This window comes from Niastella sp. OAS944, assembly GCA_024809215.1.
Lineage (GTDB): Bacteria > Bacteroidota > Bacteroidia > Chitinophagales > Chitinophagaceae > Niastella.
In genome coordinates this window covers 262,172-278,025 of the sequence record JANUBW010000009.1, presented here as the reverse complement: position 1 = coordinate 278,025, position 15,854 = coordinate 262,172, and the positions used below count along the sequence as shown (strand labels likewise).

General features: G+C 42.8%; 12 protein-coding genes. 3 read left to right on the top strand and 9 right to left on the bottom strand.

What is annotated here, in order from left to right; all coding sequences use genetic code 11:
* Positions 1–68: 68 nt before the first annotated feature.
* On the bottom strand, positions 69–1,730 hold the full coding sequence (locus GGD38_RS29380; RefSeq protein ID WP_375302686.1) for an arylsulfatase: 1,662 nt from the start codon (positions 1,728–1,730) through the stop codon (positions 69–71).
* 750 nt (positions 1,731–2,480) lie between these two features.
* Here GGD38_RS29380 and GGD38_RS29375 point away from each other — a divergent pair.
* On the top strand, positions 2,481–3,086 hold the full coding sequence (locus tag GGD38_RS29375; RefSeq protein ID WP_375302687.1) for a Crp/Fnr family transcriptional regulator: 606 nt from the start codon (positions 2,481–2,483) through the stop codon (positions 3,084–3,086).
* Between the two features lie 62 nt (positions 3,087–3,148).
* Entirely contained in the window at positions 3,149–3,613 is a 465-nt protein-coding gene (locus GGD38_RS29370; RefSeq protein WP_375302688.1) for a hypothetical protein, read from the top strand.
* A 72-nt stretch (positions 3,614–3,685) separates the two neighbouring features.
* Here GGD38_RS29370 and GGD38_RS29365 read toward each other — a convergent pair whose 3' ends face one another.
* The 8 genes from GGD38_RS29365 to kdpF all read right to left on the bottom strand — a co-directional run bounded on the left by GGD38_RS29365 (position 3,686) and on the right by kdpF (position 13,433).
* A complete protein-coding gene (locus GGD38_RS29365) occupies positions 3,686–4,765 on the bottom strand; it encodes a hypothetical protein (RefSeq protein ID WP_375302689.1) in 1,080 nt (359 codons plus the stop codon).
* A 109-nt stretch (positions 4,766–4,874) separates the two neighbouring features.
* Positions 4,875–6,575, bottom strand: a complete 1,701-nt coding sequence (locus tag GGD38_RS29360; RefSeq protein ID WP_375302690.1) for an ATP-binding protein — start codon at positions 6,573–6,575, stop codon at positions 4,875–4,877.
* Positions 6,575–7,648: a sensor protein KdpD gene (locus tag GGD38_RS29355; protein WP_375302691.1), complete on the bottom strand. Its 1,074-nt coding sequence runs from the start codon at positions 7,646–7,648 to the stop codon at positions 6,575–6,577. The genes GGD38_RS29360 and GGD38_RS29355 overlap by 1 nt, the downstream gene beginning before the upstream one ends.
* A 62-nt stretch (positions 7,649–7,710) precedes the next feature.
* Positions 7,711–8,793, bottom strand: a complete 1,083-nt coding sequence (locus GGD38_RS29350) for a porin (protein ID WP_375302692.1) — start codon at positions 8,791–8,793, stop codon at positions 7,711–7,713.
* 8 nt (positions 8,794–8,801) lie between these two features.
* The gene (locus GGD38_RS29345; RefSeq protein ID WP_375302693.1) at positions 8,802–9,353 is read right to left on the bottom strand and encodes a K(+)-transporting ATPase subunit C; all 552 of its coding nucleotides are present in this window, start codon (positions 9,351–9,353) and stop codon (positions 8,802–8,804) included.
* A 19-nt stretch (positions 9,354–9,372) separates the two neighbouring features.
* Positions 9,373–11,463, bottom strand: a complete 2,091-nt coding sequence (gene kdpB / locus GGD38_RS29340; RefSeq protein ID WP_375302694.1) for a potassium-transporting ATPase subunit KdpB — start codon at positions 11,461–11,463, stop codon at positions 9,373–9,375.
* Positions 11,464–11,476: 13 nt separating this feature from the next.
* Positions 11,477–13,192: a potassium-transporting ATPase subunit KdpA gene (kdpA, locus tag GGD38_RS29335; protein WP_375302695.1), complete on the bottom strand. Its 1,716-nt coding sequence runs from the start codon at positions 13,190–13,192 to the stop codon at positions 11,477–11,479.
* Positions 13,193–13,352: 160 nt separating this feature from the next.
* Positions 13,353–13,433, bottom strand: a complete 81-nt coding sequence (kdpF, locus tag GGD38_RS29330) for a K(+)-transporting ATPase subunit F (protein WP_081163974.1) — start codon at positions 13,431–13,433, stop codon at positions 13,353–13,355.
* Positions 13,434–13,784: 351 nt separating this feature from the next.
* On the opposite strand from kdpF, the gene GGD38_RS29325 reads away from it, so the two are divergent.
* The gene (locus GGD38_RS29325; protein WP_375302696.1) at positions 13,785–15,734 is read left to right on the top strand and encodes a KUP/HAK/KT family potassium transporter; all 1,950 of its coding nucleotides are present in this window, start codon (positions 13,785–13,787) and stop codon (positions 15,732–15,734) included.
* Positions 15,735–15,854 lie beyond the last annotated feature (120 nt).

The following is a 15,854-nucleotide window of genomic DNA, read 5'->3' as shown; positions in this document are numbered from 1 at the left end:
AAGATTTCAGACCGCTTAAATTAAGGACCAAAAACATGGAACCTGTAACCTGAAACCTGTAACCGTTTTTATTGCGGCCCACTTCCCGGCCGTAAATGAATATACGGTTTCATACTATTATACCAGGCTTCCCAGGCAGTTTTCATTTCATTGAGTTTGGCAGGGTTGGTGGTTGCAAGGTCGGTATGTTCATCGGCATCTTTACTAAGGTCGTACAACTCCCACTCATTGGCATTGTGTTTCATTACAATTTTCCAATTGCCTTTTATATATGCTTTGCCCTTCACATGCTCAAAGAAAATTTCATTGCGGCCCTTTTTTGTTTTGGCCTGTATTACGGGCAATAAACTTTGTCCATCCAATGGAGTCAGGGCATTTCCTTTATAAGCAGCGGGATATTGCGATTTACTTACCGCAAGCAAAGTAGGCAGTATATCTGTTACATGCCCCATTGCCGGGTTAATACTTCCTTTTTTGGTTTTTAAACCAGCCGGCCAGTGAACGATCATGGGAGTATGAATACCGCCTTCAAAACTTTCCATTTTCCAAAAGCGATAAGGTGTGTTGGCCGCATTTGCCCAGTTGGCACCAATACCTGTATAAGAAATCTCAGAACCAATGTTGCCGGTAACAACATTCTTATCATATTGCAAATCGCGACCATCGCGGGTTTGCGAAGGGCGATCGTACCCGGGCACATTTACAATTTCAGGCGAAGCGCCATTATCGGCCAAAAAGATGATCAGCGTGTTTTGCAACGTGTTGGTTTCTTCCAGGGTTTTAATGATCTGCCCAACGCCAATATCAAGCCGTTCTATCATGGCGGCATGCGCGGCCATTTTCATTGACTGTTTTTCTTTTTCGGCAGCGCTTAATTTCGACCAGGCGCCGTTGCCACCCATTACATCCAACAACGGTGTTGTTGCAGAATCAATCAATCCCATTTTTACCATGCGACTATAGCGCTGTTTGCGCAATTCATCCCAACCCATATCGTATTTGCCTTTGTATTTGGCAATGTCCTCCCGTTTTGCATGCACCGGCCAATGCGGCGCGGCATGGGCCACATATAAAAAGTAAGGCTTTTTAGCCGCTGTAAATTCTTTAATGTATTTCACCGAAGTGTCGTTAATGGCGTCGGTGATATAATAATCTTTGGGCACTTGTTTTACGGGCGTTTCACCTTCAACCAGCGAAAAGGGATCGAAGTAGTCTACCACGCCCCAAATAATGCCATAGTGTTTTTGAAACCCGCGGTTGATGGGATAGCTTTCCACCGATGCAAAAGGGGCATCGGCAAAGCCCTGGTGGTTCAGCCATTTTAACTGTTCCTCTTTTGTGGACTGCTGAACATCATCGCTCAAATGCCATTTCCCTACCATTCCGGTTTGGTAACCATTTTCTTTCAACAACTCGGCAATGGTGGCGCCGTTGCGGGTGAGCGCATTACCGTTGGCAGCAAGGCCAACCTTATGGGCGTACTGCCCGGTGAGCAGGCTGGCCCGGGTTGGGCAGCAACGGGCATTGTTGTAAAAACTGCTCATTCGCAAACCGTTCTTTGCGAGGCGGTCGAGATTGGGTGTATTTATTTCGCCGCCATAACAGCCAATGTCGCTGTACCCCAGGTCGTCGGCCATTATTATAATAATATTGGGGCGGCTACCTTTTTCCTGCGCTATCAAACTGCTGTAACAACACCAAAAAATGATAAGTAAAATGTTCCTTTTCATATGTTTACAATCTTCTTACAAGTTGCTATAACTTAAGGGGAAGCACTATCAAATTTGTAGACTTTTATTGTAAAAATGTCTTTTTTACGCTGATAATAAATTTTTGCATGTTTCCAGCTAGCAAAAGGTCACCACTTCGGTGCGAGACCTTTTTAGTTTTTGGGAAATCATTGCTTAAGATCACCTCTTCATCACTTAAGATTGGGTAAAATCAATTCTTATTACCACAACATTGTTTACGATTACGGCAATATTGTTTCCTGCCAGGCTGATATCAATTAAGATTACCCCTGAAATCGAATTCGACCAGGCAAAAATCAATTTCTGTCAGCTGATATTACGTTCAATTTGGCCAATATTAAATGGCTAAACCAAATCTCTGGTTTGTGATGACCATCATCTGAATTTTTACGCGGTGAATCTGTTTGTGCTACCCTGATATTGCTTTTGATGAGGTTAGTATCAATTATTGCCACCCTGATATTGATTTCGATCACCCTGGTATTGCTTTTGGTCAGGGTAATATCGATTAAGATCAGGCTAATATCAATTTTTCTTCAAAATATCGATTAAGATCACGCTGATATCAATGCTTATTTGCCTGATATTAATTTTTAAACCCTGATATTTAATGGCTAAACAAAATATCACTCAATTCAGCGGTTCCGCATGTCAACTAAGAGGTAATATGAATTGATGTTTGCCTAAAAAGCCTTCACGTAAACAAAACACCTGCTTATCCTGTTAAAAATGATTATCTTAAGCTACCTGCGCATGGAAGATATTATAAAAAACATTAAACAGATGTCGGTACTTTCGGCAGAAAGTATAGCCTTCATGCTGCCTTTCTTTACAAAGCTTGAATACAGGAAGGGTGAAGAGATCATAAAGGAAGGCAAACCCTGCCAGTCGTTGTATATGATAGCACAGGGGTTTTGCCGGGCTTATAATGTGCAGAACGGTGAAGAAGTAAACCTCGAATTCTTTTTTGAGCACGAAACCGTTACCAATAAGAACAGTTACCTTTTTAATAAACCATCCGATTTTACGGTGGTGGCCTGCGAACCCATGGTGGTGTATAAAATAGACAAAGCAGATATTTTGTATGTTATTGGCCAACGCCCCGAAATTGAACTGGCCGGTAAAAAGAACCTCGAAATAATAGTCGCCAAACAGGAAAGGCAATTACAGCTTTTCCGTATACTCACCGCCAAAGGCCGTTACGAGTTCCTTGAAAAGAACAACCCCGAAATATTACAGCGCATCTCCATTTCGCAACTGGCCTCCTACCTGGGTGTTAAAAGAGAAACCCTCAGCCGCATCAGGAACAAAAGAATGCGCCCCGCTATTTTGTGATCTTTATCACGGGTGCAGGTAATTTTTACAGGCGTTATTTGTGCTTTAACAATAAGTGCAATATGACACCACATTCCGTTTATTTGATCTTTCTTATTCTTCATTTAACTGCATTCGCCTTATTTACAGGCACACTCATTGCCAATTTGATAAACAACAATCAGCTATGGCAATACAGCGAAAAAGACCTCACCATTACAAAAGCGCTTTTTCAAACAACAGACAGATACAACAAAATTATGGCCGCCTCCCTGGGCATTGCGTTGGTAATGGGTATTTTAATGATGACCCAAATGCATAAAGTATATGGCGCCCAAACGTGGATGCGGGTGAAGATCGCGTTGGTGCTTGTTATTGTGGTTATCAGAGTACTTTACTCCAGAAACGTTAACAAGTTTAAAAAACGGCTTGCAGGCGAAACAAGTATTTCAATGAGTGATGTAAAGAAAAAAGTATCCCTTTACCAATTGGTGCAAATAATTCTTGTGGCAGGAATAATTGTATTAAGCGTATGCAGGTTCAATTAATTATAATGCCAGGACAGATGAATTTTTACATTCATTGCCTGGCATTTTTTTCACGATTAAAACAGGTATCTTTTAGTACTCAGTAGTTGAAGTACTGTTGTTTGGTAATAAGAACTGATCTTTATAAGGCCCATCGGCCCATTTGTTATCGGCCCAGCTATTGCCATTTACTTTGTCTTTATAATTGGGCATACTCCAACTGTTATTACGGTAAACTGCGTTTGTATAATCTTTATCAAAGCCATCTGCCCATTTCCAGCGATTACCGGTAACAACTATATTATTGACCGCAACTCCCAACGGAGCATGTAACGCAATTCCATAGCTGTGTAGTACAAAATAATTGTCTTTTATTGTAATATGATCATAACCCTCATAGCCATTATTATTGGCACCATCTGAATACATGGCCACTAAACCAGAAAAACCGCCGGCCTGCGAGTAGGGCCCATTAAATTCCAAATGGTTTCTTGAGAAGTTAAGGTAGCTCTGTCCGCCCCAGGTTTGAATGGCATCAATATGATCGTCGGAACCTGCAGCTGCGGGATCGGGTGTTATCCAGTTTTCAGTAACGGTGATATTGTCTGAGTAAACATTCTCCAACCCAAAGTGAGGAAAATAACAACGGTAAACAATGCCTGCAGCTGGTTGGCAATTATCTTTATAACCAACTGTATTGAAATGGGTCAGCTCACAATAAAGTGCAGCACCACCACCGCCGTTACCGGTTGGATGGTTTAATAACATACCGCCTTTACAGCCCCGCAGTACCAGCCAGCCTGAGTTCACTGTTAACTGTGATGTTATATTAGCCCCTTGTAACACCACGGTGCCTTCAGGGAATGTAAATCCATCTATAACTTCACCACCTTTTGCCACTGTACGCGCCAGGCTGCCCCAGCCACTTAATGCAGTACCGGTAAATGTACCACCGGGTACGGTAGTAAACGTACTAATACCAATACCTGCGGGCCCTACTATTGAGGTAGTAAGCTGCATCCCATGGGTAATGGTAACAGGGTCAACTATGGCAGAATCTGTTTTTTTACCGGGAGAAGTATTGTCATCGGAACCTTTTTTACAGGCAATATAACCTGTGATAATGGTCATAATAGAAGCTACGGCAAAAGCTTGTGCACCTTTTGTTTTCATAAGTAAGATTTTGTTGAACCCATTAATTCAACAATTGTACCTAATGTAGAACAAAACGCGCCAATGTGAATAAGTAAGGAATATCAATCGATTGCATTACACGTTTCCGTTATATTACATTGAACCTGCAATAGAAGTAACTTCCTTTTCCCGGTGTGGAATCAACGCCAATTTCGCCATGCATAGCCCCGGCAAAATCCTTGCTGATGGCCAGTCCCAAACCGGTTCCTTTTTTCTCATGAATACCAGGCACGCGGTAAAAACGATCGAAGATCTTTTGTTGTAAGGAGCCGTCTATACCTATACCAAAATCCTGTACCCCTATTTCTATTTGACCATCGTTGGTCTGGTGTGCTTTTACAACAATTTGATCGTTCTGGGCTGAGTAACGAATAGCATTGGTGAGAAAGTTATTGATGATCCAGCCGGCTTTTTCGGTATCGGCCTGAAATGGAGGCAGGTCTTCTGTTATCTGTTGTTTTATTTGAATATTCTTTTCCCGCGCTGCATTTTGTACCGCCCCCAGGGCTTTTACCACAATATCTTTCACTGCTACGGCTTGCATATTCAATTGCATTTTACCGCTTTCAACCTGCGACAGATCTAACAACTCGCTTAGTATGCGCAGCAGCCGCTGGTTATCGTCTTTTAAACTTTGCACCAGTTCTTTTTGTTCGCCGGTTAATGTACCTACCCGCTCATCTTCCAACAACCGCAAACTAAAATCAGAAGAAGCCAGGGGCGTTTTCAGTTCGTGCGAAATAGTAGCAATGAAGTTAGTTTTGGCTACGTCCAGTTCTTTAAAAGGTGTAATATTTTTAAGAATGATCACATGGCCTATCAGGTCTTTTTCCTGTTGAATATCTATCTGTTCTTTTGTAAAGTAATTCTCTTTATCGTTCACTACTATTTTGAACGGCATGCCGTTCTCTTCGTTGGTAAGAAAACGGAACAGGTCGTTCCTTTGCTGTATATCGGTTTGCCGGTGCCCTACTACATCTTCCTCTTTTAAATTCAATAACTGCAAAGCCTGCTGGTTGGCAAACAACACAATGCCATTTTTATCAATTCCTATACTGGCGTCTTTCAGGGAGTTGATCACCGTTTCTGCGCGCTTTTTCTCAAACAGAATAGTAGCCAGGTTGCTGTGTTCATAGGCATTCAGTTGCTCGGCCATATTATTGAATGCGCTGGCCAGTTCGCCAAACTCATCATTACGTTGCATATGTATACGTTGGCTGTAATTCTTATTGGCTATTGCCTTTATACCCTCGGTAAACTTCGCAATTGGGTTGGCTATCAATCCGGGAAAGTTAACAATGAATGTAAACCCTATCAGCAAACAAAAGGAAATGATGGTAGTTATGATCATTTTGGCATTATCTACCGCTTTTTGTGAAACGGCGTTCTTTTCGTTTATGGCGTTGAGGTTGATCTGTATAATTCTACTGATGTTCTTTTGCAATGCCAGTTGTAAGGGTAAGGAATCGTCGTGTTGCAAAAAGGCGGTATAATCCTGCTGAAGGGCGGTGGTTACATCGCTTTCGCCTTTTTCAGTTACATTCTTTTGCTGCGCGGCCAGGTTCTCTTCAAAAACTTTGCGGGCTATGGTACGTTCTTTTTCCCAGGTATTCAGTGCATCGAGCATTTTTCGGCCATACTCAACACTTTTATTGTTATCCTTTAATACATCGCGCGATTCAAGACTGATCTTATTAAAATAATAAAAGCCCACGCCACCTACCAGCAGCAACAATGCAAACAGAAATCCAACGCCCAGGGCTACTTTTGTTTTTAGCTTTAATGCCATTACGATAATATAATAATATCAATATCTTTTTCAGACAGGGTTTTCAATAACTGATTGAACAGGTTCGTCTTCAAAATTACCTGAAATAAATTCAAATGCGGTTTACCAATACAAATAGTAGTGATCTTTTTATCGATGGCCACATTTATGATCTCATTGGCGATGCTTTTGCTTTTTACCTGTAAAACCTCGGCCCCCAGTTCGGTAGCCAGCTTTAAATTATTGATAAGGTGCCGTTGTGCTGCCAGGGGAATTTTATCAAGCTCTTCGCTGGGGGTTTGTACATATAGTACAAACCAGTCGGCATTGTAATACGATGCCAACCGGCCGGTTTTACGAATAATACGCTGCGCAGTCTCGTGTCTGCTTGAAATGCAGGCCAAAAAGATCTCGTGTTGCCATGCTTTGTTTTTGGTAACGGTGTAATCAACTTTTCTTTCAACCTGGCCGGCCACTTCTTTCAACGCCAGTTCACGTAACTGTAAGATCTTTTCGGGTTGAAAGAAGTTAGTAAGCGCCTGCTGTACATTATTATGATCGTATATTTTTCCCTCCTGTAAACGGGTGATGAGTTCCTGTGCAGTAAGGTCGATATTCACCACCTCATCGGCCAGTTGCAATAATTTATCGGGCACCCGTTCCTTTACCTCTACCCCGGTTATTTGCTTTACATCTTCGTTAATACTTTCAATGTGCTGAATATTTACGGCTGTGATCACATCTATGCCCGCGTCCAAAATATCTATTACATCCTGCCAGCGTTTCTCATTCTTACTACCGGGAATATTGGTGTGCGCCAGTTCATCAACGACCACTACTTCAGGGTGCAGCAGCAGTATGGCCTGTACATCCAGTTCATCTAACTGTTTGCCTTTATAAAATACCTGCCGCCGTGGTATCAGCGGCAGGCCTGCTATCAGTGCATGCGTTTCTTTACGGTTATGGGTCTCCACATACCCCACCTTTACATTCACGTTCTTGCGCAGCAGTTCATGCGCCTCTTGTAACATGCGGTAAGTTTTACCTACACCGGCGCTCATGCCTATATATATCTTTAGTTTCCCAACCGGCATTTGTGTTTTCTTGTAAATTTTCAGGATATAGTTGAGCGAAGTAGGACCTCCTACTTCTTACTTCAGAAACTAACAGCAGCAGAAAACGTAATTGCCGTGTTATCATCAACACTATTTTCATTCTTTACAAAGATCTTATCCCTACTCCTCAAGGTTCTCCCTTCCAGTCGAAGTACAATGTTAGAAACAGGCAGGTAATCAACGTTGGCAGAGAAGCCACTCGTTTTAAATCCATTTTTGGTACCTGTGTAAATAATAACACCATGTTCATCGCTGTAGTATTCACCGCGTACGGCAAATGCCCATTGCTCAACCGGCGCATAGCGCAGAATAACCACCGGAGTATACCAGGTATTTAGTTTACTTTCTCCTTTTGAAACCTGCTCCTGGCCAATATCAAAACCCAGGGTGGCTTCGAGTTTATCGCTCAGTTGCACCACGCTATATAAGTTATGAAAATATCGCCAAAGACGGGCACTATCGGCTTTATCGGTACCTAAAAAAGTGCTATAGTTCAACAATACTTTATCAGTGGGTTTAAACTGTACCTGTGTACCCCAGCTCATAAGCGAATTACGGCTTACCCGTTGAATACGTTGCCAGCCATTTAACGCCAGTGCGCTTAGTAACCATTTACCATTATCTGTAGTGTATGTAAGTTTAGCTCCGCTTTCGTAATAAGGCGAGTTTTCGGCCATCAAACTTCTGGTAACCGTACGGCAATCTTTGCTAATGGCGCTTTCAAAACCAATATGCGATGGCAAAATGCCTATATCGAACCAGAGATTTTTTTTAGCGTTTACTTTAACGCCAATATTTGCCTCGTATAAGTTTTTAAGTACACCAGGCTCTGCCGCATAATTTGCATTTACATAAGTACCGGCGCCTATTGCCAGGTTGGCCCTTACTCTTTCTGTTGTATAATTAGCTTTAACAAAAGCCAGGTTTACATTAAACTCATTGCTGCGGTTATGGCTGTAAATAAAACCAGGCCGGTTATTATCGGCTGGTTTATTTAGATCGTAGCTGTAATACGCCTCTGCATAGCCGCTGATAGTCACCGGCGACTTTGTTTCTTTTGTTGAATCCTGTCCAAGAACATTTACTGTATATAAAATACCAGTTACTAATAAAACTTTTTTCATCTTGTTGTTTATTTCAATTCATCTAATGCTACATTCAATTTCAATACATTTATCTTAGCAGGACCAAACAATGGTTTTTGAATATGCGCTTCAACCAGTGACTGTACTTTACTTGCAGGTAAATCGCGCACAGCAGCTATTCTTTTTACCTGTATAGCAGCCGATGCCGGTGAAATATCGGGGTCGAGGCCGCTGCCTGAAGCAGTTACCGTTTCAGCAGGAATGTCTTCTTTTTTTACACCAGGGTTATGTACTAAAAAACTATCAATTCTGTCCTGTACTGTTTTCAAATAATCAGGGTTAGATGGGCCTTTGTTAGAACCGGCAGAGCCGGCAGCATTGTAGTCTACCGCCGAAGGGCGGCCCCAGAAATATTTATCTTCCGTGAACTTTTGACCTACATTGGCATACCCCACCACTTTACCATTTACCTGTACGGTTTCACCTTTGCCACCGCCGGGCGCCATTTTACCTGCAAAAGCAATTAACAGCGGATATATACCTGCACAGAGAATAATAAGTACAAGTGTGAGCTTTATTGGGATCAAAAAACTTTTCATTGTTACAATTTTTAAAGAATTACATAAATACACCCAGCAACATATCTATCAACTTAATGCCTATGAAGGGTACAACTACTCCACCTACTCCATATATAAGCAGATTCCTTCTCAACAATGCGCTTGCTCCAATTGGTTTATATGCAACACCTTTCAGCGCCAGGGGTATCAACATAGGAATAATAATGGCATTGAAAATGATGGCCGACAAAATAGCCGACTCGGGACTTTTCAAACCCATAATATTTAAATGCTGCAAAGCAGGAATAGAAGCAATGAACAGCGCCGGCACAATAGCGAAATACTTGGCAACGTCATTGGCAATAGAGAAAGTGGTTAATGTACCCCGGGTGATCAGTAATTGTTTGCCTATCTCTACTACTTCAATCAGTTTGGTGGGGTCGTTGTCAAGGTCAACCATGTTACCCGCTTCTTTGGCAGCCTGGGTACCACTGTTCATGGCCACACCCACATCGGCCTGCGCTAATGCAGGCGCATCGTTTGTTCCATCACCCATCATAGCCACCAGTTTACCCGATGCCTGTTCTTTACGGATGTAGTTCATTTTATCTTCGGGTTTTGCCTCGGCAATAAAATCATCAACACCGGCTTTATTGGCTATGTATTTTGCCGTGAGCAGATTATCGCCCGTAACCATCACCGTTTTTACGCCCATTTTACGCAAACGTTCAAAACGTTCCTGTATACCAGGTTTAATAATATCCTGTAACTCTATCACTCCTTTTATTTGGTTGTTCACAGCCACTACCAGCGGCGTACCGCCATCGTTACTTATCTTCTTTACTCTTTCTTCCACTTCTAACGGCATACCTTTACCACTTTTCATGGCCAGGTTACGTATAGCATCAAATGCGCCTTTACGGATCTTGGTGCCATCGGGCATATCGACACCGCTGCTACGGGTTTCGGCGGTAAACTTTATAAAAGTGAGCGGAGCGGGATGCGCCGCCAGTTTCTGGTGACGGTACTGATCAATAGTAACGTTGGGGCTTGTCTGTTTGGCCGCCAGCTCTACGATCGATTTCCCTTCCGGTGTATCATCGGCCAGCGAACTGTACACCACCATATCTATAAACTCGGCATCACTTACATGTTGAGCGGGGTAAAAATGCGTTGCCTTTCTGTTACCAATAGTAATGGTACCTGTTTTATCGAGCAACAACACATCCACATCACCAGCCGTTTCAACAGCCCGGCCACTTTTTGAGATCACATTGGCACGCAACGCACGGTCCATACCTGCAATACCAATGGCACTTAATAAACCGCCGATTGTAGTAGGAATTAAACATACGAACAGCGAAATAAATGCCGCAATGGTAATAGGCGTATTAGCGTAATCGGCAAATGGTTTCAGCGTTACACACACAATAATAAATATGAGCGTGAATGCCGCCAGCAAAATGGTAAGCGCAATTTCATTGGGCGTTTTTTGCCGGCTGGCGCCTTCTACCAGTGCGATCATTTTATCTAAAAATGTTTCGCCGGGTTGTGTGGTAACCTGTACCACAATTCTATCGCTCAATACTTTGGTGCCACCGGTAACCGACGATTTATCGCCACCGGCCTCTCTGATAACCGGGGCCGATTCACCGGTAATAGCCGATTCGTCGATGGTGGCAATACCTTCAATGATCTCGCCATCCATAGGTATTACATCACCAGCTTCACATACAAACCGGTCGTTTAACCGCAGGTGAGAAGAGGGCACCACTTTTATTTCTTTTACAAAGATGTCGCCGGGTGATATCACTTGCTTTGCCGGTGTTTCTTCTCTTGTTTTGCGCAGGCTTTCGGCCTGGGCTTTACCTCTTGCTTCAGCCAGCGCTTCGGCAAAATTGGCAAACAACACTGTAATGAACAGGATGGCAAATACTACAATGTTATACCACAATGCGCCCTGCGTAGCATCATGTGTTATCATTTGCCAAATAACTACGGCCAGCATTACCACGGTACCGATCTCTACGGTGAACATCACCGGGTTCTTAACCATTAACCGGGGACTGAGTTTTATAAAGGACTGTTTGATGGCCGTATTCACCAATGCCGGATCAAACAATTTTATTTCACGATTTCTTGTTGACATGATCAGTTCTGAATTATTGTAATGAGAAATATTCTGCCAGGGGCCCAAGCGCTAATGCGGGGAAGAATGACAATGCGTTCACGATAACGATAACGGCAAAGGTCATAGCTCCGAACGTAAGTGAATCTGTACGCAAAGTACCCGGCGATTCGGGAATGAATTTTTTATTGGCCAGCAAACCTGCAATGGCAATGGGACCAATAATGGGTATAAACCTGGCCAGTATCAACACAATACCCGAGCTTACATTCCAGAAAATATTGTTATCGCCTAACCCTTCAAAACCACTTCCGTTATTGGCATTGGATGAAGTGAACTCATACAATATTTCTGAAAAGCCATGATAGGAAGGGTTATTCAACCAGGCCGACGGCTTTACCGCCCAGGCCACATCGGGATGATGCGTTACAAAATAGGCAGCCAGTGCGGCGCCGCCTTTTACAAGAACAGCCGACAGCAACCATACCAGCGAAGCGATCTTTATTTCTCTTGCTTCTACCTTATGCCCCATAAATTCGGGCGTACGGCCAACCATTAAGCCAGATATAAACACCGCTATAATTATATAGATGTAATAGTTCAAAATACCCACGCCGCAACCACCATAAAATGCATTGATCATCATGGCCAGTAATTGCATTAGTCCTGACAGGGGCATTGAACTATCGTGCATAGAGTTTACCGAACCGGTTGAAATAATAGTGGTAACAATACTCCAGTAACCCGATAAGGCTGGGCCAAAACGAACTTCCTTACCTTCCATAGCGCCCGTTGCCTGTGCAACGCCCAGCCTGGCAATGGCAGGGTTACCGTTTATTTCTGTAATTATGGTTGGAATAAGCAGGCACAGCATACCCACCGTCATTACCCCAAAAATTACATACGCAAACTTTTTACGGTTTAAGTAAAAGCCCATGGCGAAGATCATAGCAATGGGGATGATCACCTGCAAGACCAGTTGCAGCATAGCGGTAAAGTAGTTGGGGTTCTCCAACGGATGGGCCGAGTTGGCGCCAAACCAACCGCCACCATTAGTACCAAGGTGTTTGATGGCTATCATACCGGCTGCGGGTCCACGTGATACCTGCACGGTATCGCCCTGCAAGGTGGTAATGGTATCCTTGCCATCAAAGCTGGCAGGCGTGCCATTGAATGCAAACACTATAGCGCTCACAATACAAAGAGGCAACAAAATGCGGGTAATGGTTTTTACCAGCAGGTTCCAGAAGTTACCCAGACTACTTGTGGTTTTTTCTTTGAGGCCATTAAATAAGGCCGCCAATACAGCTATGCCGGTGGCAGCGCTTACAAATTGTAAAAACGTAAGCACAAACAACTGCGTGAAATAGGTTACACCCGTTTCGCCCGAATAGTGCTGCAGGTTACAGTTCACTAAAAAACTAATGGCCGTGTTAAACGCCAGGTCGGGTGTTTGGCCAGGGTTACCATCGGGGTTCAGGGGTAATTTGTGCTGGAAGAGCAAAAGAAAAAATGCATACACAAACCACAACAGGTTTATGCCCAGCATGGCTTTCAGGAACTGTTTCCAGTTCATGCTTTCTGTAGGGTTAATGCCACTGATTCGAAAGATCAGCCGTTCCAGCGGATCCATAAAGTCGGTGATGGTGCGTTCACCTTTGAATACTTTGGCAATGTATTTTCCTAAAGGATATGCCAGTAGTACGGTAATTAAAAATGTTACTATTACACCAAGAAGCTCTGTATTCATAATTTAACTATTGTGGATTTAGCAAACTGGTGAGTGGTGAGTGGCGAGTGGTGAGTGGACTCGCTAACTTTTTAAATGCTGAACAATAGCGCAGCTCGCAAATTTTCAGTTTTTTGAAAATTCGGAGACTCACTCACCATTGACCACTCACAATTCACCATCAGAATCTTTCGGGTTTAATCAATACATACAATAAGTATCCAAATACGAGTATTGACAAAAAGAATAATGCGTTGATCATAGGTTTATATTTTTTCAAAGAAGTCGATTGATTTATAAAACACGTAAAAACAAACAAGGCCTAGTAGTAAAAGAATGAGCGTTAGCATAACTGAAATTTTATGTTCCACTTGGAAAAGCCAACGAAGTGCCGGGTTTGGCATAAAATGAAGTAACAACAGCAAGCAATTAATTAACAGGCAGATACAAAAAATAGCGCAATCAGCGTTCATATACCCAAAACCAAAAACCCTTTCATTTTGAAAGGGTGGTTTATCAAATTGAAAGGGTTTTGTAACATTTACAGCCCGGCCAATACTAATTATAAGCCCGAAAAAGATAAATTCGCAGGGCAAGGTTTAAAACAATCAAAATGAGTTCATCAACGTCACCGGCTGTATTTCATAAGAAAATTACTGCTGCCGGTATTTTAATTGCAACCGGTATTGTGTTTGGCGATATCGGTACTTCGCCGCTTTATACTTTAAATGCGGTTTTTCATGACCGCGTAATTACCGAAGATGTGGCTTTAGGTGCTTTATCAGCCATTTTCTGGACCCTCTTCTTTCAAACAACATTGAAATATGTGATCATCACCCTGCAGGCCGACAACAAGGGTGAAGGTGGGATCTTCTCTTTATATGCCCTTATCCGTCGCTTTTGGGGTAAGTGGTTACTTATACCCGCTATGGCCGGCGGCGCTTTCTTAATGGCCGATGGTATTATTACTCCACCCATTTCGGTAGCGTCTGCTATTGAAGGGTTACAAAAAATAAAACCCGATATCAATACGGTGCCCATTGTCATCGTTATTCTTATTATCCTGTTCACCTTTCAACAATTTGGCACCGATAAAATAGGTAAGGTGTTTGGTCCCGTAATGGTGATCTGGTTTACATTTATTGGTGTGCTTGGTATTATGGCATTAAGCCATGCGCCGGGCGTATTCAAAGCGTTGAATCCTTATTATGCTTATGTAATGCTAAAAGATTCGCCGGGCGGTTTCTGGTTGCTGGGTAGCATCTTTTTGTGTACCACGGGTGCCGAAGCATTGTACAGCGATATGGGTCACTGCGGCCGCAACAACATTCGCATAAGCTGGATCTATATTAAGATCATGCTGATATTAAGTTATGCCGGACAAACAGCCTGGTTACTGCAACACGTAGGTCAAACACTGGATGGGGTTAGTCCGTTTTACCATATTGTGCCCGAAGTAATTTATATCCCTTCATTGATCATTGCCACCCTGGCCACCATTATTGCCAGCCAGGCGCTGATCAGCGGATGTTTTACACTGGTGAACGAAGCCATTCGATTGAACATCTGGCCGCGTCATCGGGTAATATTCCCGGGTCATATAAAAGGACAGATCTACATTCCTTTTATAAACTGGTTAATGATGGCCGGTTGTTTGGCCATGGTGTTGCACTTTGAGGAGAGCACCAAAATGGAAGCCGCCTTTGGTTTAAGTGTTACCCTTACCATGCTCATGAGTACTGTATTGATCAATTTCTATCTATACGTGCGAAGGGTTAAAGCGATCTGGGTGGTACTTATAACCGGGTTATTTTTGCTTATTGAGGTATCGTTCCTTACAGCCAATATGCAAAAGATAAAAGAGGGTGGTTGGATAACGCTGATCATTGGTGCCGTTCTATTCTCAATAATGTATGTATGGCGCAGGGGCCGCAACATTACCAACTGGTTGAAGAAGATGGTTTCAATTGAAGATTATATTGATAAATTAAAGCAGCTAAGCATCGACCAGAATATCACTAAATACGCCACCAACCTGGTTTACCTTACCAGCTCGGGTACGCCGCGTAAAGTAGAAAAAACGGCTATCGACTCTATATTGTCGAAATCACCAAAACGGGCCGATATATATTGGTTCGTACACGTGAACGTACTGGATGAACCCTATGCCATGAACTACCACGTTGATACCATCGTAAAAGACGACGTGTATTTCGTTGAGTTCAACCTGGGTTTCCGTATTGAGCCACGTATTGACTATTATTTCAGACAGGTGGCCGATGAGCTGGTAAAATCGGGAGAAGTAGATTTATCGAACCGGCACGAACAGAACTACCAGGATAGCAAGATCGGTGACTACCGGTTCCTGGTTATGGAAAGCTTTTTATCGTACGAGAACGATATGCCTTTCTGGAAGAATATTTTAATGAAAAGCTATTTTAACCTGAAATACCTGGGCGTTAAAGAATCGATCAACTTCGGTCTTGACCCTAGTAATATTACAGTAGAAAAATATCCGGTGGTGGTGAGTTCGTTTGTTCACCCGCCGTTGACGAGACAATAAGCGAAGTAAGAAGTAGGAATTAGGAAGTATGAAGAGTCTCATCTTTGTGCTTCCTAATTTTTTTCGTCCTCGTACTTCTTACCTCCTACTTCTTACTTCGCTTTCTTTCTAACTCACATT

Coding starts and splice junctions, on each gene's coding strand:
- GGD38_RS29360 (WP_375302690.1), bottom strand. CDS start 6,575: ATGGCATTAAAGCTAAAAACAAAAGTAGCCCTGGGCGTTGGATTTCTG.
- GGD38_RS29350 (WP_375302692.1), bottom strand. CDS start 8,793: ATGAAAAAAGTTTTATTAGTAACTGGTATTTTATATACAGTAAATGTT.
- GGD38_RS29365 (WP_375302689.1), bottom strand. CDS start 4,765: ATGAAAACAAAAGGTGCACAAGCTTTTGCCGTAGCTTCTATTATGACC.
- GGD38_RS29380 (WP_375302686.1), bottom strand. CDS start 1,730: ATGAAAAGGAACATTTTACTTATCATTTTTTGGTGTTGTTACAGCAGT.
- GGD38_RS29375 (WP_375302687.1), top strand. CDS start 2,481: ATGATTATCTTAAGCTACCTGCGCATGGAAGATATTATAAAAAACATT.
- GGD38_RS29325 (WP_375302696.1), top strand. CDS start 13,785: ATGAGTTCATCAACGTCACCGGCTGTATTTCATAAGAAAATTACTGCT.
- GGD38_RS29370 (WP_375302688.1), top strand. CDS start 3,149: ATGACACCACATTCCGTTTATTTGATCTTTCTTATTCTTCATTTAACT.
- kdpF (WP_081163974.1), bottom strand. CDS start 13,433: ATGATCAACGCATTATTCTTTTTGTCAATACTCGTATTTGGATACTTA.
- GGD38_RS29345 (WP_375302693.1), bottom strand. CDS start 9,353: ATGAAAAGTTTTTTGATCCCAATAAAGCTCACACTTGTACTTATTATT.
- GGD38_RS29355 (WP_375302691.1), bottom strand. CDS start 7,648: ATGCCGGTTGGGAAACTAAAGATATATATAGGCATGAGCGCCGGTGTA.
- kdpB (WP_375302694.1), bottom strand. CDS start 11,463: ATGTCAACAAGAAATCGTGAAATAAAATTGTTTGATCCGGCATTGGTG.
- kdpA (WP_375302695.1), bottom strand. CDS start 13,192: ATGAATACAGAGCTTCTTGGTGTAATAGTAACATTTTTAATTACCGTA.